Raw genomic sequence first — 22,324 nt, forward strand, 5'->3', positions numbered from 1 at the left:
GTGGTTCGCGTTCACCTACATGAACTCATCGCATCAGCTCCCCGGCGTTGACCAGCAACGACTGTCCGGTGATCGCCCGCGCCCGGTCCGACGCCAGGAACGCCGCCGCGTCCGCCACATCCCCGTCCGTCGCCAGCTCGGGCAACGCCATCCGCTCGGTGAGCCGCCCCAGCACCTCCTCCTGCGCCACCCCCTCCGTCTGCGCGGTGAACTGGACGTAGGCCTGCACCGGCGGTCCCCACATCCACCCCGGCAGCACGGTGTTGACCCGGATCCGGTGCGGCCCCCACTCCCGCGCGAGCGAGTACATGGCGCTGGTCAGCGCCCCCTTGGAGGCCGCGTACGCCGCCTGCCGCACCTGCGAGGGAGCCGCCACGGCGGACTGCGTCCCGATGAACACCACCGACCCGCCCCGCATCCGCAGCCCGGCCAGACAGGCCCGCGTCATCCGCAGCGACCCCAGCAGGTTCACGTCGATCACCGACTGCCAGGTCGTGAAGTCGGCGTCCTCGACCCCGCCGAAGCAGGAGTCCCAGGCCGCCACGTTCACCACGGCGTCGATCCCCCCGAACCGCTCCCGCGCCAGCTCGGCCAGCGCCTCGCACTGCCCCTCGTCGGTGATGTCGGTGACCCGGTACGCCGTACGCGCCCCCTCCGGATCGATACCGGCCGCGCTCTTCGCGAGATTCGCCTCGGTCCGCGCCCCCAGCACGGCGTTCCCGCCGTCCCGGACGACCGCGGCGGCGACCTGGTGCCCGAGCCCGGCGCCGACTCCCGAGACGACGACGGTCTTGCCGTTGAGCAATGACATGAGCCCTCCTTGACTCCCGACCCTGGCGCATTAACTGACGGACCGTCAGAGTATGAGCGACCGCAGGAGGACGGAAGGGAAGGGAAGTTCCCATGTCCGAGGAGACGCACAGCGAGAGGTACGCCGAACTGGCCGCCGTCGGCCCCTACGGGGTGCGCCCCGGCCACGCCCTGATCACCATGGTCGAACCGCACCCCGGCCACGAGTACGCCTACAACCGCTGGTACGAGGACGACCACTACTACGCCGGTGCGATGGCGATGCCCTGGATGTACGCCGGCCGCAGGTGGGTGGCGACCCGCGACCTCCAGCTCCTGCGCCGGCCGGAGGAGTCGGCGATCGCCCGGCCGGTCACCGCCGGGTGCTACCTCTCCACCTACTGGATCACCGACGGCCGCTACGACGACCACATGAAGTGGACGGTCGCCATCAACAGGCGCCTCAACCGCGACGCCCGCGTCTACCAGGACCGCACCCACGTCTTCACGGCGTTCCAGGACCACGAGACGACCGTGTACCGGGACGGCGCCGCCGGTCCCCGCGACTTCCACGCCCTGGACCACCCGTACGCGGGCCTGGTGCTCGAGGTGATCGACACCGACTCGGCGCAGCAGCGCGCCGAACTCCTGGAGTGGCTGCGCGCCCGCCACCTCCCCAAGCGGGTGGCGGGCTCCCCGACGGCCATGGTCACCGTCTTCCGCCCCACCCCGCTCCCCGGCGACCGCATGACCTACGTCAAGCAGGTCGAGGGCGTCGACACCCGCCTGACCCTCCTGTGGTTCCTGGAAACCGACCCGAGGGACTGCTGGGACCCGCACTTCAGCGGCCTGGAGGAGACGCTGACGGAGTCGGGCCTGGGCCGGGTGGAACTGCTCGCACCCTTCATCCCGACGGTCCCGGGCACGGACCTCCACGTGACCGAGCTGCGCACTCCGAGCCCGTCCGGCGTTTGAGGACGAGGCCCGTTCAGGGCCGAAGCGGGGGTCTGGGGGCGGCAGCCCCCGGAGGCCCCGGCGTCAGGCCACGCTCACTTCAACTCGTCCGGACACGGCGTGCCCCGCGGCAGCTGATAGGGCGCGGCCAGCCGGTACACCCCCGCCCGCGGAGCGACCAGCATCGTCCACTTGTCCCCCTCCGCGTCCTCCTCCGTCTCGAACAGGCACCCGTCGACGTTGTCGTACGTCTTCGGCTCCCCCTCGGCCCGGTCCTTGGACGCGTCCGTCTCCTGCGGCGGCTTCAGGCTCTTGCCCTGCGCGTCGACGACGCTCAGCCACGGCGAGTACGGGATCCGGATCAGGATCCGCCCCGCCCTCTTCACGTCGATCGTCATCTCGTCCTGCTTGGCCCGCTGCACCACCGCGTTCGGCTCGGCGAGCGAGGCGGGGTCGGTGACCCTGAACAGCTGCCAGTTGGCGTCGCCCCAGATCTGCACCAGATACGGCAGCCCCCGCTGCACCAGCTCCCGCTCCCGTTCGCCGCCGTCCCCGTCCAGCGCCTCCTTCGGCACGACGACGAAGTGCACGGCCCACCGCTGGAGCCACTCGTGGTAGTTCGCCGAGTTGAGGGTGTCGTCGTAGAAGAGCGGGTTGCGCTCCATGTCGGCCTGGCGGTTCCAGCCCCGGGCGAGGTTGACGTACGGCGCGAGCGCGGACGCCTCGCGGTGCGAGCGGGCCGGTACGACCTCCACCCGCCCCTTCTCCGCGCCGATCTCCTGGAGTTCGTTGACGAGCGGCGCCAGCTCACGCGCCCAGGAGGCCGCCGGGGTCGTCCGCAGGACGTCGTCGACCGACTTGAAGCCGATCCAGCCCACGAAGCCGAGGAACGCCACGACGATCGCGTACCACTTGCGGCTGCGCGGCACGGCGAACGGCAGCGCCGCCATCAGCACCACGCCCGTGAACAGCATCGCGAGACGCGTGATGTTGGACCCGATCTGCGAGCTGATCAGCCACACCAGCAGGACGCCGAGCCCGTACACCGCCGAGGTGATCCGTACCGTCTTCCAGTCGCGCGGGACGACCGCGAAGACGGCCACCGCGGACAGCAGCGGCAGCGACGCCGAACCGAAGGACATCGGCTGGGTGCCGGAGAACGGGAACAGCCAGGCGGACAGGGCGACCACGGCCGTCGGCGCGAGCCCCAGCGCCCACGCGCCCGGCCGCCGCTTCTGGAGGAACAGCGCGGCGGCGACGAGCCCCACGAAGAGCCCCGCCACCGGCGAGCCCATCGTGGCGAGCGCGGCGAGCGGGGCGGCGCACAGCGCCTTCGCCCAGCGTTTGTAGCGCCAGCGGTACGGCCAGCAGAACACGACGGCGACCGCGCCCAGCGCGAACGTGTTGCCGAGCCCGAACGTCACGCGCCCGGAAGCCGCGTTGCACAGCAGGGCGAAGACCCCGGCCAGCGCCGGCCACAACGGGTTCTTCACCGGCCGGCAGCGCAGCAGGATCAGGGTGAGCAGCCCCGCCGACAGCGTCCCGGCGATCATCATCGTCGTCCGGACGCCGAGCAGGGACATCAGATACGGCGACACCATGCTGTACGACACCGGGTGCATGCCGCCGTACCAGGCGAGGTTGTACGCGGAGTCGGGGTGCCGGCCGACGAACTCGGCCCAGGCGTCCTGCGCCGCGAGGTCGCCACCACTGTTCGCGAACGTGAAGAACCAGACGAGGTGCAGGGCGCCGGACAGTCCCGTCATGGACAGCACGGGATGGCGTCGCAGCCAGCCGCCCAGCCGGTCGAGCGCTGATCTCATCCGGGACGGCTCACGCGCGGCGCCCGCGTCGCCCGTACGGCCGTCCGCAGGGTCGTCCGGTCGGCCGTCCGCGCGGCCGTCCGCGCGGCTGTCCGCCGCCTCGGGGTCCGGGACGTGGTCCCGTTCGAGCTCTACCATCGCGCCATGGCCGGCACGGTCGCCGCGGTCGTCACGGTCGTGGTCGCCCGACTGCGGGGCGGGCACCCTCGGTCGCGCGTCGGCGTCCGGGTCCGGACCGGTGTCGTCGGCGCGTGTCGGCTCCGCAGTGGCCACCTGAAGGCACTCCCCGTGTCCCGTCTTCTGCTCTCGGCCGCATGCCGTTCGCGTCCGCTTCACGGCTGCGTCCTTGCGACCGGCGACCTGTCCCGTTTCGTGACGCTAGCACGCACCCCGCCGGGCGGCTGCCCGACGGGGTGACGCAGGCGTACGTGCGGGGTCGCGGGTCAGCCGATGCGTGTCAGCTTGTCCGAGAAGCCCGGCTCGGTCAGATCGGACTGCAGGGCGACGGGCACCTTCACGGCACTGCTGGTGCCGTCCCCGACGGTGAGCGTGCCCACCTGGGTGCCGGCCTTCGCCGTGTGCGGCACGTCGTCGGCGGTGAAGGACAGCTTCACCGTCATGCCCGCCCAGCCGACCGCCGAGACGTCCTTGGTGATGACGACGGGCGTGCGGCCGCCCAGCTGGTCGTCCACGTACCCGACGACGTCGCCCTTCTTGAGGATCTTCGCCGAGGTGAGCGCGTCCTGGGCGGCGAGCAGCGCCGTCTTGCTGACCGCGTTGACCGTTTCGAGGATCTTCGGCTTGTGCTGGCCGAGGACCGCGCCGACGAGGGTCACCGTCTGCCCGTTCACCTTCTTGCGGGAGGCGAAGAGCAGGTTGCCGCCGGCCGCGGTGGTGCTGCCGGTCTTGATGCCGATCGCGCCGATGTAGTACGGCAGGGTGTTGTAGTTGTTCCAGTACTTGCCGGACGGGTCGGTCCAGCTGGCCGCGCTGGAGATGGAGACCAGGGCCGGGACCTTCACGAACGCGCGGCCGAGCTTCACCTGGTCCTCGGCCGTGGAGACGGTGGTCTCCTTCAGGCCCGAGGGGTCGGTGTACGTCGTGTCGCTCATCCCCAGTTCCTTGGCGGTGGCGTTCATCTTCTTCACGAACGCCGCCTCCGTACCCGCGTCCCAGCGCGCGAGCAGCCGCGCGATGTTGTTGGCGGAGGGGATCAGGACGGCCGACAGGGCCTGCTTCTCGGTGAGCCGGTCGCCGGCCTTGACGGTGTTGAGCGTCGACTCGTCGCCGGAGACGTCGTAGCCGCCCTCCTTCTCCGCCGTCGCGTCGACCTCGATCTCAGGGCCTTCCTCCCCGGCCTTCATCGGGTGGTCCTTGAGGATGATGTACGCCGTCATGGTCTTGGCGACCGAGCCGATGGCCACAGGCGTCTGCTTGCCGAAGCTGCCCACCGTGCCGACGCCGTCGGCGTCCATCCAGCCCTGCCCCTCACTCGGCCAGGGCAGCTGCGTCTTGCCGCCCTCGAAGGTGTACGAGTCCTCCGCGGTGAGGGCCAACGCGGTCGCCGGCAGCGGCCGCACGGCCTGCGCGATCGCAAACGCGACCAGCAGCAGGATGACCAGGGGCGTCCAGATCTTGAGCCGCCGTCCGAGCGTGCGCAGCGGGGTGGGCGGGGGCGGCGGGGTGTTCGTCAGCTCCGCCAGCAGGTCCAGCGGCGGCCTCGGCGGCAGCGGCTGCTGGGTGGTGCGCTCGGGGCCGACCTGCGGGACCAGGGCGGTGACGTCGGCCTGCTTCGGCGGCCGGGGCTCGTCGAGCGGCTTGAGCGCGACGAACTTGCTGGTCCGCTCGGCAGGGGCCTCGGGCTCGGCCGGCCGGCCGGCCTTCGGGGCGTCCTTCGCAGCGGCCTCGTCCTCGTCCGGCTCGGGCTTGGTGGCGCCGCCCAGCTTCAGCATGGTGGTCGGCTGGTCGACGGCGGGCCTGGGCCGGGGCGCCTTGAAGACGGCGGTGGGCTGGTCGACGGGGGAGTGGTCGGGCTCGTCGGCGTCGGCGTCGGCGTCGGTGCCGGCACCGGCGTCCTCGGCCCGACCGGGCTTGGCGTCTTCGCCGGCTTCCTCGTCGGTGTCCGACGCCCACTTCGGCGCGGGCTTGGAGGCCGACTTGGGCGTGGACTTGGGCGCGGAGGCGGACACGGAGGCGGCCTTGGCCTCGGCGTCCGGCTTCGCGTCGGAGGGCTCGTCCGCTTTGTCGTGTTCGTCGGATTCATCGGCTTCCGCGGCGTCGCTCGCGGAACGTTCCTCCGCTTCGGCGCCGGCGCCCCGGTCCGAGGCGCCCCGGTCCGAGGTGTCCTCGTCCGAGGTGTCCTCGTCCGAGGCGTCCCCGTCCGAGGTGTCCTCGTCCGAGGCGTCCCCGTCCGCCGCCGAGTCCGTCGCGGACTCCGCGGCGGAGCCCTTGTCGTCCGCCGAGGCCACCACCCACTGGGCCACGGCCTCCCGCAGGCGCTCGTCGCTGCCCCCGGAAGCGCCCCCGGCGGTCCCGGACGCGCTCTCGGCCGCCTCGGCGCCCTCAGGGCCGTCCTGGGCGCCCTCGGAGCCGCTCTCGGCGTCCTCGGCCTCGGTGGACCCGGTCCTGGCGGCCGTGCCGCTGTTTTCGGCCTCTGTGGCCTCGGCGTCCTCGGTGGCCTCCGCGGGCTCCTCGGCGTCGTCGGCCCCGGTGCCGCCCTCGGGCGCCTCCGTGCCCTCGGCCTCCGTGGCGTCCTCGGCGGGCTCGCTCGCCGTGGCCTCGTCGCCGTCCCCGGTCCCCGTGGGCTCCTCGCCCTCCTCGGGTTCCGCGGACGCCTCGGGCTGTTCGGACTCCGCGGTCTTCAGGTCCCGTACCGAGAACACTCGCGTCGCCGTGTCCACGCCGCCCCGTGACGCCGACGGCTCGGCCTCCCGCGCCACGGCGACCCGCGGATCGCGGACTTCGCGGGAATCGCGAGGCTCACGCGCCTCGGGAACCGTGCTCGCGCTCCCCGACGTCGGTTCTGCCGACGACTCGCGCTGCTTCGACCTGTCGGGGGACTCGCCCGCCACCGATGCCTCCTCCTGTGCCGCACGCCCACCGCGCGCTCGTGCCGAACCGTGAACCGCCCGCCCGAGACACGCCTCACGGCATGTCCGAACCATGTACCAGTGTCCTGTGTAGAGGGCTTGGCTCCTGCGGTAGACGAGAACGACATACCTACTGGTTCCACTACAAACAGGTCACGCACCCTCGACAGACCAATGTGAGAGGGGTCACCCTGTCATTCATCCACGCGGGGAGGCATGGATGGGCAGGAGCCGCAGAACAATTCCGGAAGAGCTTTTGTTGCTGGCGCTGGACCCGACCACGGGTACCACCGCACAGCCGCAGTCGCTCGACCTCGGTCTGGCCGGAGCACAGCTAGTGGAGCTGGCGCTGGCCGGACGGATAGCCCCTGACGGGGATCGTATCGCCGTGGTGTCCCCACGGCCGACTGGAGACCCAACGCTGGACTGCGCGTTGGAGTTGCTGCGAAGGCGTGGCGCTCCTGTACGTGCCGTCCACTGGATCGGCGGGCCGCGTCTCGGGCTACGCCAGACCTACCTCTCGCATCTGGAGCGGTGCGGCATGGTTCATGCCGTGGCGGGACAGATGTGCGGAGTGCTGCCGACGACTCGCTACCAGGCGACGGACACCGACATCAGCCGGGAGATCAAGGCCCGGCTGGACTCCGCGATCCGCACCGGCGTACCGCCGGACCCGCGGACCGCGGCGCTCGCCGCACTGGCGCACGCGGTCGGCCTCGGCAAGCACCTGTATCCGGGCAACGAGGGACGTTCGTCCCGCTCCCGGCTGCGGGATCTGATCAGGCACGACCCGATGGGCGGCCTCGTGGCGCACGCCGTGATGGACGTCCAGAACGGCGCGGTGGCACAGCCGCGTCGTAACCAGGCACCACCCGGCCGGCAGGCCGGACCCGGTGCCAGGCCCGCACCGGAACCCGCCCGTGGCGTTCCGGCGCAGCCGCACCGCGGTCCCATGGCGCGTGTCGTGGCTCACTGAGCCGCAGTCCCACGACATCGCGCCGGCCGGGCCGGAGAACCGCAGGACGTAGGAACCGCAGGACGTAAGACCCGCAGGGCCAGTTGGACCCGTCGGACACAGGACCCGTTCCGGGAGCCGCAGCGGCCGCGCGGGGTGGTGGACGTATCGATCCGCCACCCCGCGCGGACGCATGTCGGGGGACGGACCCGAACTGGCGTGTACCCGCCGCATATCCACCGTTTTCCAGCGGTAGAAAGCGCCCTGGTGGCAGTCTGCTGAACAGCAGATACGCAAAGTGTCAGTTACAGACACGCAGCCGGAGGTGCACGTCCCGTGGCGTCCAATGTCAATCCCACTGTCAGGCGACGCCGGCTCGGCCAGGAGCTGCGTCGGCTCCGTGAGCTCAAGGGCATGACGGCCGAAGAGGTGGCCGAGCGCCTGCTGGTGTCCCAGTCGAAGATCAGCCGGCTGGAGAACGGCCGGCGCAGTATCAGTCAGCGTGACGTCCGTGACCTGTGCGGGGTGTACGAGGTCGAGGACCAGCGGATGGTCGACTCGCTGATGGAGATGGCCAAGGACTCCCGCCAGCAGGGCTGGTGGCATGCCTTCGGCGATGTTCCGTACAGCGTCTACATCGGCCTGGAGACGGACGCGGCGAGTCTGCGCGTGTACGACCCGCAGGTCGTGCCCGGGCTGCTCCAGACCCGTCAGTACGCGGAGGCGCTGATCTCGGGCGCGCTGCCGGAGGCCCCGCCGGCGGACATCGAGAAGCGGATCCAGGTGCGCCTGCGCCGACAGGAACGTATTTCCACAGCCGACAACCCGCTGCGTCTGTGGGCGGTCCTGGACGAGGCGGCGCTGCGCCGCGAGGTCGGCAACCGGCAGGTGATGATCGAGCAGCTGGACTACCTGCTGGAGATGTCCCAGCTGCCGCACGTGACCGTGCAGTTGATCCCGTTCACCATGGGAGCGCATCCGGGGGTGAGCGGCCAGTACGCGATCCTCGAGTTCCCGGACGCCGCCGACTCCAGCGTGGTCTACATCGAGGGAGTCACCAGCGACCTGTACCTGGAGAAGCCGCAGGACGTGCAGAAGTACAGCGTGATGTACGAGCACCTGCGGGCGCAGGCCCTGAACGCCGACCAGACCCGGGAGTTCATCGCGAAGGTGGCGAAGGACTACGCCAGGGAGGTCGCCCCGTGAGGCGCCGCAAGGTACACCTTCGGCCGGGCCGGAGGGAAGTCCCTATGGAATATGCCATCCGGACGGGTGAATAGTCGCTCCGCATCACGATGTTGGCGAGTAGCGTCGATCACGCCATCAAGCAACAACGGTGGCGCAAACCATGCCGTGCAGACGGAGATCTGCGCACGGCGTGGTGACAGCAACTCAGCAACTGACTACCGGAGCGAACATGGCAATCCAGCAGGGCGCCGCGAACGAGTGGGTCAAGTCCTCCTACTCCCAGGGCAACGGCGCATGCGTCGAGATCAAGTCCCCTCTCCGTGCGGCCATGGCCGTCCGTGACTCCAAGGTCACCGAGGGCCCGACCCTGGCCTTCCCCGCCGACGCGTGGAACACCTTCGTGGCATCGGTCAAGGCGTAAGGGGACGATCCCCTGAGACCGCCCCACCAGCACGACCAGCTTCACCTGCACGACCGGCTTCACCTGCACGACCGGCTTCACCAGCACGACCCAAGAGCCCCCTCGACCAGCTCGCCGTCCTTGCCGAGGGGGCTCGGCACATCCCCGGCGCGGGCGGCCTAGCCGGGCCCGCGGGCCCGGCTAGCCCCGCTTCACCGGGAACGCCACGTCACACACCGGGTCCTCGGCTCCCGCCGCGTCCCAGTCGGCGAAGTAGATCTCCCGGCAGGGACCGTCGTAGTCCCAGCCCTCCCGCTTCATCCACGCCTCCACCGCCTCGTACGGGGCGAGGATCTGAGGGTGCGCCACCTGCGCCTTGGTGATCCTCGTGTACGCGAGCCGCCGGGCGGGCTCCACCCGCACCTGGAACTGCCGGCCCCGGCCCTGCGCGGCGGCCGCCCAGGCCCGGGCCCCGGACTCGTCGGCGACCGGCACACAGGACTCGACCGGCCCGTCGCTCTCCATGGACACCGCGGAGTAGTAGACGACGTACGGCGCCCCGACCACACCCCCGCACTCCCCGGCCGCCTCCTCCAGCCGCCCCAGCGAGGCGGGGATCCACAGGGGCAGCTCGTCCGCGAGCGTGTGCCGTGTCTCGGTGACGATCACCTGCTCGGGCACGTCGGCCAACCGGACCTCGAACTTCTCGTACATCTCGGAGCTCCTCCCCGACAGCCGTGCACGGAGGTAGACGGCGAGGGTGCGCTGGGCGGCGAACCGGGCCTCGACATCGCCCCAGTAGGCGGCGAGCAGCTCCCCGGACGCGGGCCCGTCAGCGGTCTCCACCAGCTCGGCGATCCGCGCGAGCGGCATGTCCAGCTGACGCAGCATGGCCACCAGCCGGGCGCGTTCCACCTGGCCGGCCCGGTAGTAGCGGTAGCCGCTGGCCTCGTCGATGTGCGCCGGGGCGAGCAGCCCGAGCCGGTCGTACAGCCGCAGCGCCTTGGTCGAGAGCCGGGCCCGCGCGGCGAACGCGCCGATCGTGAGCAGCGCGCCGTCATCCCTGATGTCCACCACGCACCCCCCGTCGTCCTCCGTCGCCGGGCGGCCTTCGCGCCCGGCGTCGAGGAGGCTCCGCCCTGCCCCAGGGGCAAGGTCAAGCCGGACGATCCCTTCGGTCGGGAACCGCCTAGCCCAGCTGGCTCTCGATGGCCGCGACGACCTCGGCGGCCTCGGGCTCGGTCTGCGGGGAGAAGCGGGCGACGACGGACCCGTCCCGTCCGATCAGGAACTTCTCGAAGTTCCAGCGGATGTCGCCGTCGTGGCCCTCGGCGTCCGCGAACCCGACGAGTCGCTCGTACAGCGGGTGCCGCTCCTCGCCGTTGACCTCGACCTTCTCGGTCAGCGGGAAGGACACGCCGTAGGTGGCCGAGCAGAACTCGGCGATCTCCTCGGCGGTGCCGGGCTCCTGCCCGAGGAACTGGTTGCAGGGCACGCCGAGCACGGTGAAGCCCTGGGCGGCGTACCGCTCCTGGAGCTTCTCCAGGCCCGTGTACTGCGGGGTCAGGCCGCACTTGGAGGCCACGTTCACCACGAGCACGGGCTTGCCCGCGTACTGGGAGAGCTCCGCGGAACCGCCCTTGAGGGCATCGATCCGAACGTCGAGGGGAGAGGCACCTGCGTCAGTAGTCATGCTCCGGATGCTAGCCCCGGGCGGTGAACCCACCCCTTCCGGGGCCGTCCCCCGCTTCCGGTTCCGGCCGGGACGGCCAGAACCTACCCGGCGGCGGCCCGGGCCAGGACCTCGCCCGCCGCCGTCCGCGAATACAGCACCGACCGTCCCGCGCGCCGCCGCTCCACCAGCCCCGCCTCCAGCAGCACCCGCAGATGGCGGCCGACCGAGCCGAGGCCCTGGCCGGTCAGGGCGACCAGCTGGGTGGTGCTCAGGGGGCCGGCCAGGAGGACGAGCACCGCGGCCCGGCCGGGCCCCAGCAGGGCGCCCAACGCGGCCGGTACGGCGCGGGCCCGGTCCCGGTGGTCCTCGGCGAGCGCTCCCGTGCAGGGATAGACGACGGCGTACCGCTCCCACTCGTCCCACGACACCCACCCCGTCTTCGGGGTGACCGGTACGAACACCAGTTCGGCACCGGAGATCTCGCGGGGCGGATACTCGTGCAGGTTGACCTGAAACCGACTCTCGCCCAGCCACCGCGTCCCCGGCCGCAGCGAGTCCAGTACGGCCGCCCAGCCGCCCCGGCTGACCTGCGCGGTCCGTGCGACGACATCGGCCTCCAGGACGCGCCGCCGCCGCTCCCAGTGCGGTCGTACGCCCGCCTCCCACACGTACTCCAGCAGCCCGGCCGCCCGGTCCGGCAGGTCCTCCCGGTCCAGGGCGGCGGGGAGCGGGCCGCCCAGGGACATCCGCAGATGGGCGCGGGCCTGCGCCGGATCGGCCGACCGTACCCGGGCGACGCCCTCCTCGAAGCTCTCGCCGTCCCTCGGGGTGGGCGTGAGGAAGTCGGCGACCCAGCTCCGCCCCAGCCCGGCCCGCACCAGCAGCGCGGTCACCGGGTCGGCCGCCAGTACGGCGCGGTAGCCGGGGAGCCGGTCGCGCAGCCAGTCGCGCTCGCCGGGATGCGTCCCCACGCCCGCGTGCAGCAGCTTCAGGCTCGCGAAGGTCTCGGCGAGCGGCGAGAGCACGAACCGGCTGCGCGCCAGGGTGTCCGCGTTCACCTGCCACCAGCCCATGCCCCTGCGCCCCCACCCCGTGCCCGTACGACCGACGACGTTTCGCGGTCCCGCGAAACAATAACCACCCCTCCACGGCCCGTCGCAGACTCCGCCCATGACCGGCCACACATACCGACAGCTCTTCCGCACGCCAGAGTTCACGCCCCTCTTCCTCTCCGCCGCCGCCCAGACCGCCGCCGGGACGGTGAGCGGGCTCGCCCTCGGCACGCTCGTCTACCGGGCCACCGACTCCCCGCTGCTGTCGGCGGCGAGCATGTTCGGCCCGTCGCTCGCGCAGGTGCTGGGCGCGACCTTCTTCCTCTCGGGCGCCGACCGGCTGCCCCCGAGGTCGGCGCTGACCGGCCTCTCCCTCGCCTTCGCCGCCGCGACGGCCGTCCTGGCGCTGCCCGGACTGCCGGTGTGGGGTGTCTTCGCGGTCGTGCTCCTCCAAGGACTGATCGCCTCGCTCGGCGGAGGCGTCCGCTGGGGCCTGCTGAACGAGATCCTCACCAAGGACGGCTATCTGCCGGGGCGTTCGCTCTTCAACATGCTGAGCGGACTGATGCAGATCATCGGCTTCGCCGCCGGCGGCGCGCTCGTGACCGTGCTCTCCCCGCGTCCGGTCCTGCTGCTCGCCGCCCTGCTCTACGCGACCGCCGCCGTGATCACCCGCCTCGGCCTGACCGTCCGACCGCCGCGGGCCTGTGGCCGTCCCTCGGTCGCGGCGACCCGGCGCACGAACGCCGAGCTGTGGTCCTCGCGGCCCCGCCGCCTCACCTATCTGGGCCTGTGGCTCCCCAACGGGCTGGTCGTCGGCTGCGAGGCGCTGTTCGTGTCCTACGACCCCGACGCGGCAGGCACGTTGTTCGCGTGCGGCGCGCTGGGCATGCTGGCCGGTGACGTGACCGTGGGCCGCCTCGTCCCGCCGGCCCTGCGCCCCCGCCTGGCCACGCCCCTCCTGCTGCTGCTGGCCACTCCCTACGCCTTCTTCGCCCTGCGCCCCGCCCTTCCGCTCGCGGCGGCCTGCGCGGCCCTCGCCTCCGTCGGATTCGGCGCGAGCCTGGTCCAGCAGGAGCGGCTGATGGCCCTCACCCCGTCCGAACTCAGCGGCCACGCACTGGGGTTGCACTCGGCCGGCATGCTCACGATGCAGGGCATCAGCGCGGCGCTGGCCGGAGCGGTCGCCCAACTCACCTCACCCGCAACGGCGATGACGGTGATGGCGCTGACGTCGATCGTGGTGACCCTGACACTGAAGGTCGCCGGACGAGCCGACGCGGAGCACGAGGCGAACCACTTCGGTCGGGTGAGCGGGTGAGCGGGTGCGTGCGTGCGTGAGTGAGTGGGAGCTGGCAAGGTGACCGGGATCAGCCCGGGTTCAGACCGGGTTCAGGCGTCGGGGTCGGTGAAGACCTCGGGCACCTTGTTGTCGACGACGACGCGGGCGAGCAGCGCGGCGAGCCGGTCGCGTTCGCTCGTGTTCAGCCCCGAGGGCAGGTTCTCGAGGCGGCGGCACGTCTCGTCGTAGAACCCCTGCGCCAGCCGGTGGCCTTCCTCGGTGAGTTCGACGCGGACGGCCCGCCCGTCCCGCGGATCCGGCTCGCGCCGGACCAGTCCGCGCTGGACCGTCCGGTCCACCAGCCCCGTCAGGCTGGACTTGGCGAGCCCGAGCGTCTCGCCGAGTTCGCTCATGCCGTACGGCTGCGGCATCAGCACGCACAGCAGTTGGCCCTGCTGCGGTGTGATGCCGTGGGCGCGGCTCGACTCGGCGTACACGGCGTTCACGAGGAACGCCGACCGCACCAACGCGGCCACGACCGCCATCTGCCCACCTGCGGTTTTCCCCATGAGGGGAAAGACTAGCGGCGGGCGTGGGGACGGTTCGACCCTCGGTCGGACGAGATGTCCGGGCGGCCCGGACGGTCGTACCCGCCCTTGCCCTAGGTTGATCGGATGGGTTTCTTCGACAGGCTGACCGGAACCAGGTACCCCGGGAGCGGTCTCGTGCCGCGCTCCGCCGAGGAGGTCCGGGCCGCGCTGTTCGCCGTCAACGGCCCGGAGGTTGCGTACCGCGTACGCAACGCGCTGCCCGAGGAACGTGCCGATCTGGTGGCGGAGTGGCGGGTCAGGGAGCCCTCCTGGCACTCGTACTTCGTCCAGGTACGCATGCGGCAGACGCTCAAGACACGGATGCGTCTGCTGCCGGGGACCCATGAGGTGCGCAGCGTCGACGAGTTGCGTGAGGTCACGTGGGTGGGCAACCCTCCCCGGCTGGCCGTGGCGCGGGAGTTCGGCCGCGGCCAGGTGACCGCGGTCTCCCGCCAATGGGCGGTCGAGCGTGGTCCCGACGGCCGCCGGCGCCTCCAGGAGACGTACCGCTTCGACCCGGCGGAGATGAAGGATCCGCTGCGGGAGGCGGTGCTGGCGGCGGGCTGGATCTGGCGAGGGGTGGCGTTCGGCAGGCTGTGAGCGGAGCCGGGGGAGAGACGCGGGGGGGCGGCGCGGGGAGCGGCGAGGGAGGAGGCGAGGAGCCTCAGGCGTGCTGGGCGTGGGCGACGGCGTGGCCCTTGCCGCGGCCGATCATCCACTTGTTCACGGGCGTGGTGATCAGGAAGGCGATCACGAAGCCGCCCAGGAGGGCCGCCCAGAACAGCCCGTCCGACAGCTCGGCCTCCATCGCGCCCGGGGTGAGGGCGACGACGGTGTTGTCGACCAGCTCCATCACGGCGATCGACACGGTGTCGGCGGCCAGCGCCACCTTGACCGCGGCCCTGAGGCCCAGGCCGGCCCGGCGCACCGCGAACAGGGTGAAGGAGTAGCCGAACAGGAACGCGAGAACGATCGCGACGACCATGGTCGGCGCATTGCCCCAGCCGAGGGCGGTACCGAGGACCATCCCGAGGATCTCGCCGATGGCGCACCCGGTGAGGCAGTGCAGGGTCGCCTTCATCGCCATGGACCAGGAGACGCCCCCGTGCTTCGCCGCCGGGGAGGCGTGATCGTGGTGCCGGTCGCCGTGCGGAGGGTGGTGCTGGTCGTGGTCCATACGTTCTGTATACCCCCTGGGGGTATGGAGGGCAAGGGTCCACCCGGGCGACGAGAGGCGGGTGCGGCGGGCGGCGTCTATACGATGTCCGACCGGGAAACGGACGGCGGCGGAGAGGAGACGGGGCGTGACGGATCACCGGCAGCGTCCCCGGCGGCGCGGACAGGGCGAGCTGGAGGCGTTGGTCCTGTCGGCGCTGCGGGAGGCGGACGGTCCGGCCACCGCCGGGTGGGTGCAGGAACGCCTGGGCGGCGGCCTCGCCTATACGACGGTGATCACGATCCTCACCCGGCTGCTCGCCAAGGGCGCGGTCACCCGCGAGCGCGACGGGCGGTCGTTCGCCTGGCTGCCCGCGTCCGACGAGGCCGGTCTCGCCGCCCGGCGCATGCGCAGGGTGCTGGACGCCGAGCGGGACCGCGAGGCCGTGCTGGCCAGTTTCGTCAACGGGCTCGGCCCCGATGACGAACGGCTGCTGCGCGAACTCCTTGGCCGGCCCCGCGACGAAGAGGAAGAGGAAGAGGAGGAAGGCTGACGTCTCAGGTGCTGCCGCTCAGCGCGTGGCCGGTCGCGCGGCCGGCCGAACGGCATCTGCATCCATACGCCGCGACGCGCCTCGGACCGTTCGGCCGCGTCGCGAGGTTTATCCGGCCGAAAGCCGGTAAGCAGGGCCCGGGTAATGGTGTCGGAGCTTCCGCCCCCGGCGGGTCCTGGGCGGGGAGCACGGTCGTGTGAGAGGTGTTCTGGTCTGTCCGGGTTGCGCCAGGAGGGCATCGGGCAGGCCACACTGCCCTCGAACGGCACCGAGCCGACACCGGCGGAGCCGACACCCGCGGAGCCGACCCCCACGGAGCCGAAACCCGCGGAGCCGACACGGGCCGCGCCCGCGAAGAAGCGGGACGCCTTCTTCGACAACGCCAAGTACCTGGCGATCCTGCTGGTCGCCGTGGGCCACGCCTGGGAACCCCTGCGCGAGGGCAGCCGCACGGTCACCGCGTTCTACACGCTCGTGTACGCCTTCCACATGCCGGCGTTCATCGTCATCTCCGGCCACTTCTCCCGCGGCTTCGACGGCAGTCCGCGGCGCGTCAAGCGCCTGATCACCGGCGTGGCCGTGCCGTACGTGGTTTTCGAGGTGGCGTACACCCTCGTCACGAGGTGGACCGACGACGCCCCGGACCGCGACATCAGCCTGCTGGACCCCCTCTACCTGACCTGGTTCCTGGCCGCCCTGTTCATCTGGCGGCTGACCGCGCCGGTCTGGCGCCTCGTACGCCGGCCGCTGCCGCTCGCGCTGGCCGTCGCGATGCTCGCGACCCTTTCGCCCGCCATCGGCAAGGACCTCGACCTCCAGCGGGTCCTCCAGTTCCTGCCCTACTTCGTCCTGGGCCTGCTGCTGAAGCCGGAGCACTTCCGGCTGGTGCGCCGCCGCGCGGTACGCGTCGCCGCGGTGCCGGCCTTCGCGGCCGCCCTGGCCGTGGCGTACTGGGCGGCCCCGCGCGGTGTCTACCCCTGGTTCTTCCACAACGACAGCGCCGTACAGCTCGGGGCGCCCGCCTGGTACGGCCCGGTGATGACCCTGGCCACCTTCGGCTGCTCCCTCGTCCTGGTGGCCTGCTTCCTGGCCTGGGTGCCGGGACGCCACACCTGGTTCACCGCCCTCGGCGCGGCCACGCTCTACGGCTATCTCCTGCACGGCTTCGTCAAGCAGGCCGCCGGCCCCGCCCACTGGTACGACCACCCCTGGATCCACCAGCCGCTCGGCGCCCTCGCCGTCACCCTCGTCGCCGCCCTGACCGTGACCCTGCTGTGCACGTCCCCCGTCCGGCGGGTCTTCCGGTGCGTGGTGGAGCCGAGGGCGGAGTGGGCGTTCAGGCGGGGCGGCGAGGGCGGGCGCGCGACGGCGTAGGCACGGTCACTCGGTGCGCAGGGCGGTGGCCGTCCTCGTCCTGGCGGCCCAGCCGGCCGGGAGCAGGGCGCCCGCCACCGCGATGACCAGCCCGCCCAGGGCGAGCAGGGCCAGCTCGGGCGCGTCGTAGACGGCGACGTGCGACGGCGGCAGCGTCATGCCGACGGCGTCGCCCATGAGCGGTGTGACGTAGTGGTGCAGGGCCACGCCGACCGGGACGGCCACCGCTCCGGCCACCAGACCGATCCCGGCGACCGAGGTGACGACCATGGTCACGGTCTGCCGGGGGGCCATGCCCAGGGCCTTGAGGACACCGAGGTCGTGCACCCGGTCGCGGGTGTCGAGGACGACCGTGTTGAGCACGCCCAGGCCCGCGACCACGACCAGCATCAGGGTGAGGGTCCCGATCAGCGCGTCCATGGCGACGATCACGCTGGATTCGTCGTCGGTGTTCGCCAGGGCGACGGCGCCGAGCGGGTCGAGCCTGTCGTTGAGCGCGGTCAGATAGCGCGTCAGATCCGTGCCCGGTTCCGTCTCCACGTTGTACTGCCCCGGCGTCGCGTCGAGCCCGAGCGCGGTGAGGGTCGAGGTCGGGGTCAGCAGTTCCATGCCCTCGCCCTCGGTGAAGAACGCCTCGCCGACGATCCGTACCGTGACGTGCCGTCCCTGCTCCGTCAGCGTCACCGTGTCGCCGACCCGGATTCCGGCGGCCTTCAGGAACCGGGTGGTGACCACGGCCTGGCCCGGCCCGTCCAGCCAGTCGCCCGAGACCATCGGGGGGCCGGCCCAGGACGCGTCGCCCTGGTACGCCACCACGGTGGTGGCGCCGGTGATGCCGGACGCGCTCACCTCCGCCTGGGTCGTGCCGTAGAAGCGGCCGGTCCCCTGCTGTGCGCGGAGCGCGGCGGCGATCTCGGCCGGGTCGGCCTTCGGCTCTTCGGGCCCGCCGCCCACGTGGACCGCCTGCGCGCCGGGCGGCGCCTGCCCGCCGCCCGTGCCGACGACGACCGACCCGGCCGAGTTCAGCATGCGGCCCGACTGGACGGCCCCGAGCGTGAGGGCGAGCCCCACCCCGAAGGTGACGGCGGCGGCGCCGAAGACCACCGCGGCGGCCATCGTCGCCGAACGCGCCGGCCGGGCGAAGGGGCCCGCCAGCCCGAGACTGACCGCCCGTGGCACCGCCAGCCGCCCGGTGAGCCGCCGCGCCAGGCGCCCCCGGCCGGTGCCGGGCGTACGTCCGGTGGTGATCGCCGACACGGTGCGCAGCCGTCCGGCGCGCAGCGCGGGCACCAGAGCGGCGCAGGCGACCAGGGCGAGGGCCGTGGCGGGCACGGCGACGTCGATCCACAGCGGGATCGACGCCGCCGGACCGTCGAAGGCCTCGCCGACCTCGGCGAGCACCGGGACGGCCAGCAGATGGCCCACCACCAGCCCCAGGGCGCAGCCGACGGCCGCGGGGACCAGCGCCTGCCCGACGTAGGCCCGTACGACCTGCGCGGGGGTGAAGCCGAGGGACTTGAGGATGCCGATGCGCCGGGTCGCGGCACCCACCGCGCCGCTCACGACGATGCCGATGACCAGGACCGACAGGAGCAGCCCGAGGACACCGAAGGCGGCCAGGAACGGCACGAACGCCTTCGCGTTGGCGGTCTCCTCCTGCTTGACCGTCAGATAGGACTGCGACCCGGTCAGCGCGCCCTTCGGCACCGCCGCGGTGATCGCGGCCCGGCCGGCGGCCACCTGGGCGTCCGTCCCCGCGGCAGCGAGGCGGTAGAGCATCTCGTACTCGGGGGTGCCGCCCGGCGCGGCCAGCGACGCGGCCCGCGCGGGGGTCACCCAGGCGTCCGCGGTGCCGGTCACCGACCGGGCGACGCCGACCACGGTCAGCGTGGGGCTGCCCGGCGCGTCGGGGAACGTCAGCCGCGCGCCCGGTTCGACGGGCAGCATGTCCTTGGCCACCACGATCTGGCCGGGCCCGGTGAGCCAGGTGCCGGAGACGAGGTCGACCCGGTCGACACCGCCCCCGGCGTCCGCCCGGCCGGCGACGGTCACCGGCGGCAGATCGACCCCTTCCGGGAGGATGTCCGAGGACGAGGCGGTACGCGCGCGTACCGCGACGGTCCGGAAGGGCCCGGCCGCGGCGGTCACGCCCTTCGCGTGGGCGGTCGCCGTGAGTTCCGCCGCCGTCGCCTTCGCGCCGTCGAACCGCGCGGTCAGGTGGGCGCCGCGCTGCTGGGCGAAGGCGTGGTCGAAAGGCGCCTGGGACGCGACGAGCAGCCCGGCGGCAAGGAACGACGCGGTGACGGCCATGAGCGTCGTCATGATCATCACGGCGGTCTGCACCCGCCGCCGCCCGACCCCGGCGCGCACCACCCGGCCGAGGGCGCTCATCGGGACACCGCCGCCGCGCCCTTGGCGCTCCTGGTGTCCCGGACGACACGGCCGTCGACCAGCTCGACGGTCCGGGTCGCGCAGGATGCCGCGAGGCTCAGATCGTGGGTGACCAGGACGATCGTCTGCCCCGACGCGTTGAGTTCGGCGAGCAGTTCCCGCACGTCCGCGCCGGAGGCGGTGTCCAGCGCGCCGGTGGGCTCGTCGGCCAGCAGCAGGGCCGGACGGTTCATCAGGGCCCGGGCGACCGCGACGCGCTGCCGCTCCCCGCCGGACAACCTGCCGGGGTAGGCGTCCGCGTGCCGGTCGATGCGCAGGTCCGCCAGCAGACCGGCGGCCCGCGCGCGGGCCTCGGCCCGGGGCATCCCCGCCAACTGGGCGGGCAGCAGCACGTTGTCGGTGACCGTCAGATCGTCCAGCAGGTTGAAGAACTGGAAGACCGTCCCGACCTTCGCACGCCGGTACCGCGCCGACCCGGCCTCGCTCAGCTCGTCCACCCGCACCCCGTCCACCGTGACACTGCCCGTGCTCGGCCGGTCGAGTCCCGCGATCAGGTTGAGCAGCGTGGACTTGCCGCTGCCGGACGGCCCGAGGACGGCGAGCGCCTCTCCGGCGGCCACGCTCAGCGTCACGTCGGCGAGGGCCGGCGGCCCTTCCCCGTACGTCCTGCTCACAGCCCGCATGTCGATGACGGGCGCGGTCGCTGCCACGGTGCCTCCAGGGTCGGCGGTCGACGGTTCGGTCCGAAGCTAGGGGCGGACCCCGGTCGGAGTCGTCGCCTGCTGTGGCGAGACCGGCTGCCGCCCCGGGATGACCCGCCGGGCATGTCATCCCTGCGATGTACGCGGCGGATGTAGGCCGCCCGCGCCGCCGTCCGCAGCGGGACGGATGTGGGAGGGCACGCGGGTTGCCACACTGGGCGCATGGGCGGGGCGGGCGGGGCTGTGCGGGCGGAGATCGTGGAGCGGTGGCGGACGGGGGCCGCGGCTCTGCTGCGCCGGAGTCCGCTGCCCCGCCCGTCCCGGTGGATGTGGACGGCCGACGCGATCCTCGCCTTCGTCCTCGCCGCCTGCACGGTGGGCGCCGCCTACCGGCAGGGCGACGGCGACGGGCCGGTTCCGCCGATGCTCGTGCCGGTGCCGCCACGGGTGCCCGAGCCCGGCGTCCCGCCGTTCGGCCCGTTCCCGGACGTGGGGGTGGGCGTGGCGCAGTTCGCCGGCGCCGTCGAGCCCTGGCAGCTGGTGCTGGCCGCCCTGACCGCGTTGCCCCTGGTGGTGCGCCGCCGGTTCCCGCTGTCCGCGTTCGGGGCGGTGGTCGTCGCGAGCCTGCTGTTCAACCAGCATCTGCGCGGCGGTGACCCGACCCTGTACACGTTCATGTCCTGTGTGGTCGCCGCCTACAGCGCGGCCGTGTACAGCCCGTACCGGGCGCGTGCGCTCGTCGGCCTGGTGGCCGCCGCCCTGCTCGCCGTACTGCGCGACGAGACCTTCCCGTCGTTCGCTCCCGGTCTCGTGCCGTTCCTCGCGCTGCTCGGGGTGGGACTGGGAGCCAACGCGATCCACATCTGGAAGCAGCGGCTGACCGCTCTGGAGGGGGAGCACGAGGCCGCCATGCGGCTCGCCGTCGACCGCGAGCGTTCCCGGATCGCGCGGGAACTGCACGATGTCGTCACCCACAATGTGAGCGTGATGGTGATCCAGGCGGGCGCGGCCCGCAAGGTGATGGACACCGCGCCCGACCGGGCCCGCCAGGCGCTGCTGGCCGTCGAGGCCGGCGGTCGTACGGCGATGGCCGAACTGCGGCACGTCATGGGCCTGCTCACCATGGCCGGTGCCGAGGGCGACGCGGCGGGGCACGCGGCGGGGGCCGGGGGCGCCTCCGGTCCGGCCGCCGGGGCCGATCTGGCGCCGCAGCCGGGCCTCGCCCAGGTGCCCGCCCTCACCGACCGGGTCCGCGAGACCGGCGTGCCCGTCGAGCTGACCGTCACCGGCACCCCGGCCCCGCTCGCCGCCGGCGCCGACCTGGCCGCGTACCGCGTGGTGCAGGAGGCGCTGACCAACACGGTCCGGCATGCGGTCGGCAGCCGGGTGCGGATCGTCATCGAGCACGTCCCCCGCGCGGTGCGCATCGAGGTGTCCGACACCGGCGGCACGTCCGCGGCACCGGACGGCCTCGGCGGCGGCCGCGGACTGATCGGCCTGCGCGAACGCCTCGCCGTCTACGGCGGCACCCTCCACGCGGGCGAACGCCCCACGGGCGGCTTCGAGGTCCGCGCCGTCATACCCGCGGAGGAGATCGCGTGACCGAACAGCCGCCGCGCGTGGTGATCGCCGACGATCAGGCGCTGGTCCGCACCGGCTTCGGCATGATCCTGGCGGCGGACGGCATCGACGTCGTCGCCGAGGCCCGCGACGGGGACGAGGCCGTCGACGCGGTCCGCCGCACCCGGCCCGACCTGGTCCTCATGGACATCCGGATGCCCGGGACCGACGGCCTGGAGGCCACCCGGCGGATCCTCTCCGGCGCCGGATCCCCCGAGCGGCCCCGCGTCATCATGCTGACCACCTTCGACCTCGACCGTTACGTGTACGCCGCCCTCGCCGCCGGGGCGAGCGGCTTCCTCCTCAAGGACGTCACCCCCGAGCACCTGGTCGCCGCCGTCCGTCTCGCCCGCACCGGTGACGCGCTGCTCGCGCCGGCCATCACCCGGCGCCTGGTCGAACGCTTCGTCGCCCGTGAGACAGCGGCTTCCGTCGCTCTGCACCGCGACCTGACGGTGCTCACCCCTCGGGAACTCGAGGTCCTCCGCTCGCTCGGCACCGGCCTGAGCAACGCCGAACTCGCCGCGCGCTTCCGGCTGAGCGAGGCCACCGTGAAGACCCACGTGGCCCGGATCCTCGCCAAGCTCCGGCTGCGGGACCGCGCGCAGGCCGTCGTCGTGGCCTACGAGACCGGCCTGATCGCCCCGGGAGCGGGACCCCAGGCGGGCGACCTCTAGCTCTGGACCCCCTCCGGGCCTTCCCCGGGCGTTCCCCGGGCCTTCCCCCGGCCTT

Annotated in this window: 20 protein-coding genes; 10 read left to right on the forward strand and 10 right to left on the reverse strand. The window is 72.6% G+C overall.

The features are described 5' to 3' along the window. Positions 1 to 25 precede the first annotated feature (25 nt). Entirely contained in the window at positions 26 to 811 is a 786-nt protein-coding gene (locus OG933_RS24965; protein ID WP_405628990.1) for an SDR family oxidoreductase, read from the reverse strand. 92 nt (positions 812 to 903) lie between these two features. On the opposite strand from OG933_RS24965, the gene OG933_RS24970 reads away from it, so the two are divergent. Next, positions 904 to 1,764 (forward strand): hypothetical protein, encoded by an 861-nt coding sequence (locus OG933_RS24970; RefSeq protein WP_362522726.1) that lies wholly within the window; start codon positions 904 to 906, stop codon positions 1,762 to 1,764. A gap of 74 nt (positions 1,765 to 1,838) precedes the next feature. Here OG933_RS24970 and OG933_RS24975 read toward each other — a convergent pair whose 3' ends face one another. Then, the gene (locus tag OG933_RS24975) at positions 1,839 to 3,839 is read right to left on the reverse strand and encodes an MFS transporter (RefSeq protein ID WP_405628991.1); all 2,001 of its coding nucleotides are present in this window, start codon (positions 3,837 to 3,839) and stop codon (positions 1,839 to 1,841) included. Positions 3,840 to 4,009: 170 nt separating this feature from the next. Further along, complete coding sequence (locus OG933_RS24980) at positions 4,010 to 6,637, reverse strand: D-alanyl-D-alanine carboxypeptidase (RefSeq protein WP_405628993.1); 2,628 nt, start codon at positions 6,635 to 6,637, stop codon at positions 4,010 to 4,012. 238 nt (positions 6,638 to 6,875) lie between these two features. Here OG933_RS24980 and OG933_RS24985 point away from each other — a divergent pair, with 238 nt between their 5' ends. The 3 genes from OG933_RS24985 (at position 6,876) to OG933_RS24995 (ending at position 9,219) form a co-directional block, all read left to right on the forward strand. Beyond that, entirely contained in the window at positions 6,876 to 7,631 is a 756-nt protein-coding gene (locus OG933_RS24985; RefSeq protein ID WP_028807190.1) for a GPP34 family phosphoprotein, read from the forward strand. Between the two features lie 315 nt (positions 7,632 to 7,946). Further along, on the forward strand, positions 7,947 to 8,816 hold the full coding sequence (locus tag OG933_RS24990) for a helix-turn-helix transcriptional regulator (RefSeq protein WP_028807189.1): 870 nt from the start codon (positions 7,947 to 7,949) through the stop codon (positions 8,814 to 8,816). A gap of 211 nt (positions 8,817 to 9,027) precedes the next feature. Further along, positions 9,028 to 9,219: a DUF397 domain-containing protein gene (locus tag OG933_RS24995; protein WP_020131958.1), complete on the forward strand. Its 192-nt coding sequence runs from the start codon at positions 9,028 to 9,030 to the stop codon at positions 9,217 to 9,219. A 180-nt stretch (positions 9,220 to 9,399) separates the two neighbouring features. Here OG933_RS24995 and OG933_RS25000 read toward each other — a convergent pair whose 3' ends face one another. The 3 genes from OG933_RS25000 to OG933_RS25010 form a co-directional block, all read right to left on the reverse strand. Next, complete coding sequence (locus OG933_RS25000) at positions 9,400 to 10,272, reverse strand: MerR family transcriptional regulator (protein ID WP_405628994.1); 873 nt, start codon at positions 10,270 to 10,272, stop codon at positions 9,400 to 9,402. Positions 10,273 to 10,387: 115 nt separating this feature from the next. Further along, the gene (locus tag OG933_RS25005; RefSeq protein ID WP_362522722.1) at positions 10,388 to 10,891 is read right to left on the reverse strand and encodes a glutathione peroxidase; all 504 of its coding nucleotides are present in this window, start codon (positions 10,889 to 10,891) and stop codon (positions 10,388 to 10,390) included. 83 nt (positions 10,892 to 10,974) lie between these two features. Next, positions 10,975 to 11,946 carry an ArsR family transcriptional regulator gene (locus tag OG933_RS25010; protein ID WP_405628995.1) on the reverse strand — a complete coding sequence of 324 codons (972 nt, stop codon included), beginning with the start codon at positions 11,944 to 11,946 and terminating at the stop codon, positions 10,975 to 10,977. Between the two features lie 97 nt (positions 11,947 to 12,043). Between OG933_RS25010 and OG933_RS25015 the strand changes: the two genes are divergently transcribed. Next, a complete protein-coding gene (locus tag OG933_RS25015) occupies positions 12,044 to 13,246 on the forward strand; it encodes an MFS transporter (protein WP_405628996.1) in 1,203 nt (400 codons plus the stop codon). A 71-nt stretch (positions 13,247 to 13,317) separates the two neighbouring features. Here the strand turns inward: OG933_RS25015 and OG933_RS25020 are convergent, their stop codons facing one another. Further along, the gene (locus tag OG933_RS25020) at positions 13,318 to 13,752 is read right to left on the reverse strand and encodes a MarR family transcriptional regulator (protein ID WP_362522865.1); all 435 of its coding nucleotides are present in this window, start codon (positions 13,750 to 13,752) and stop codon (positions 13,318 to 13,320) included. A gap of 129 nt (positions 13,753 to 13,881) precedes the next feature. On the opposite strand from OG933_RS25020, the gene OG933_RS25025 reads away from it, so the two are divergent. Continuing rightward, entirely contained in the window at positions 13,882 to 14,397 is a 516-nt protein-coding gene (locus OG933_RS25025; protein ID WP_405628997.1) for a hypothetical protein, read from the forward strand. A 64-nt stretch (positions 14,398 to 14,461) separates the two neighbouring features. Here the strand turns inward: OG933_RS25025 and OG933_RS25030 are convergent, their stop codons facing one another. Continuing rightward, positions 14,462 to 14,974 carry a DUF4396 domain-containing protein gene (locus tag OG933_RS25030; RefSeq protein ID WP_405628998.1) on the reverse strand — a complete coding sequence of 171 codons (513 nt, stop codon included), beginning with the start codon at positions 14,972 to 14,974 and terminating at the stop codon, positions 14,462 to 14,464. A 127-nt stretch (positions 14,975 to 15,101) separates the two neighbouring features. On the opposite strand from OG933_RS25030, the gene OG933_RS25035 reads away from it, so the two are divergent. Together OG933_RS25035 and OG933_RS25040 are read left to right on the forward strand one after the other, a co-directional pair. Further along, positions 15,102 to 15,506 (forward strand): BlaI/MecI/CopY family transcriptional regulator, encoded by a 405-nt coding sequence (locus OG933_RS25035; RefSeq protein WP_405629000.1) that lies wholly within the window; start codon positions 15,102 to 15,104, stop codon positions 15,504 to 15,506. 222 nt (positions 15,507 to 15,728) lie between these two features. Continuing rightward, positions 15,729 to 16,880: an acyltransferase family protein gene (locus OG933_RS25040; RefSeq protein WP_405629001.1), complete on the forward strand. Its 1,152-nt coding sequence runs from the start codon at positions 15,729 to 15,731 to the stop codon at positions 16,878 to 16,880. Positions 16,881 to 16,886: 6 nt separating this feature from the next. On the opposite strand, the gene OG933_RS25045 is transcribed toward OG933_RS25040, so the two are convergent. Further along, positions 16,887 to 19,271: an FtsX-like permease family protein gene (locus OG933_RS25045; protein WP_405629002.1), complete on the reverse strand. Its 2,385-nt coding sequence runs from the start codon at positions 19,269 to 19,271 to the stop codon at positions 16,887 to 16,889. After that, on the reverse strand, positions 19,268 to 19,954 hold the full coding sequence (locus tag OG933_RS25050) for an ABC transporter ATP-binding protein (RefSeq protein ID WP_362522863.1): 687 nt from the start codon (positions 19,952 to 19,954) through the stop codon (positions 19,268 to 19,270). The genes OG933_RS25045 and OG933_RS25050 overlap by 4 nt, the downstream gene beginning before the upstream one ends. Before the next feature lie 240 nt (positions 19,955 to 20,194). On the opposite strand from OG933_RS25050, the gene OG933_RS25055 reads away from it, so the two are divergent. Both OG933_RS25055 and OG933_RS25060 read left to right on the forward strand, forming a co-directional pair. Next, entirely contained in the window at positions 20,195 to 21,574 is a 1,380-nt protein-coding gene (locus OG933_RS25055; protein WP_405629004.1) for a sensor histidine kinase, read from the forward strand. Next, positions 21,571 to 22,269, forward strand: a complete 699-nt coding sequence (locus OG933_RS25060; protein WP_405629006.1) for a response regulator — start codon at positions 21,571 to 21,573, stop codon at positions 22,267 to 22,269. The genes OG933_RS25055 and OG933_RS25060 overlap by 4 nt, the downstream gene beginning before the upstream one ends. The last annotated feature ends 55 nt before the right edge of the window (positions 22,270 to 22,324 follow it).

It is taken from the genome of Streptomyces sp. NBC_00016, from assembly GCF_045040885.1.
GTDB classification, from domain to species: Bacteria; Actinomycetota; Actinomycetes; order Streptomycetales; family Streptomycetaceae; genus Streptomyces; species Streptomyces coriariae.

What these genes read in the sequence shown, in the direction of transcription:
- OG933_RS25010 (WP_405628995.1), bottom strand. Translation starts at nt 11,946, where the DNA reads ATGGGCTGGTGGCAGGTGAACGCGGACACCCTGGCGCGCAGCCGGTTC.
- OG933_RS24985 (WP_028807190.1), top strand. Translation starts at nt 6,876, where the DNA reads ATGGGCAGGAGCCGCAGAACAATTCCGGAAGAGCTTTTGTTGCTGGCG.
- OG933_RS25045 (WP_405629002.1), bottom strand. Translation starts at nt 19,271, where the DNA reads ATGAGCGCCCTCGGCCGGGTGGTGCGCGCCGGGGTCGGGCGGCGGCGG.
- OG933_RS25005 (WP_362522722.1), bottom strand. Translation starts at nt 10,891, where the DNA reads ATGACTACTGACGCAGGTGCCTCTCCCCTCGACGTTCGGATCGATGCC.
- OG933_RS25055 (WP_405629004.1), top strand. Translation starts at nt 20,195, where the DNA reads ATGGGCGGGGCGGGCGGGGCTGTGCGGGCGGAGATCGTGGAGCGGTGG.
- OG933_RS24970 (WP_362522726.1), top strand. Translation starts at nt 904, where the DNA reads ATGTCCGAGGAGACGCACAGCGAGAGGTACGCCGAACTGGCCGCCGTC.
- OG933_RS25020 (WP_362522865.1), bottom strand. Translation starts at nt 13,752, where the DNA reads ATGGCGGTCGTGGCCGCGTTGGTGCGGTCGGCGTTCCTCGTGAACGCC.
- OG933_RS25050 (WP_362522863.1), bottom strand. Translation starts at nt 19,954, where the DNA reads ATGCGGGCTGTGAGCAGGACGTACGGGGAAGGGCCGCCGGCCCTCGCC.
- OG933_RS24965 (WP_405628990.1), bottom strand. Translation starts at nt 811, where the DNA reads ATGTCATTGCTCAACGGCAAGACCGTCGTCGTCTCGGGAGTCGGCGCC.
- OG933_RS25015 (WP_405628996.1), top strand. Translation starts at nt 12,044, where the DNA reads ATGACCGGCCACACATACCGACAGCTCTTCCGCACGCCAGAGTTCACG.
- OG933_RS25030 (WP_405628998.1), bottom strand. Translation starts at nt 14,974, where the DNA reads ATGGACCACGACCAGCACCACCCTCCGCACGGCGACCGGCACCACGAT.
- OG933_RS24995 (WP_020131958.1), top strand. Translation starts at nt 9,028, where the DNA reads ATGGCAATCCAGCAGGGCGCCGCGAACGAGTGGGTCAAGTCCTCCTAC.
- OG933_RS25025 (WP_405628997.1), top strand. Translation starts at nt 13,882, where the DNA reads ATGGGTTTCTTCGACAGGCTGACCGGAACCAGGTACCCCGGGAGCGGT.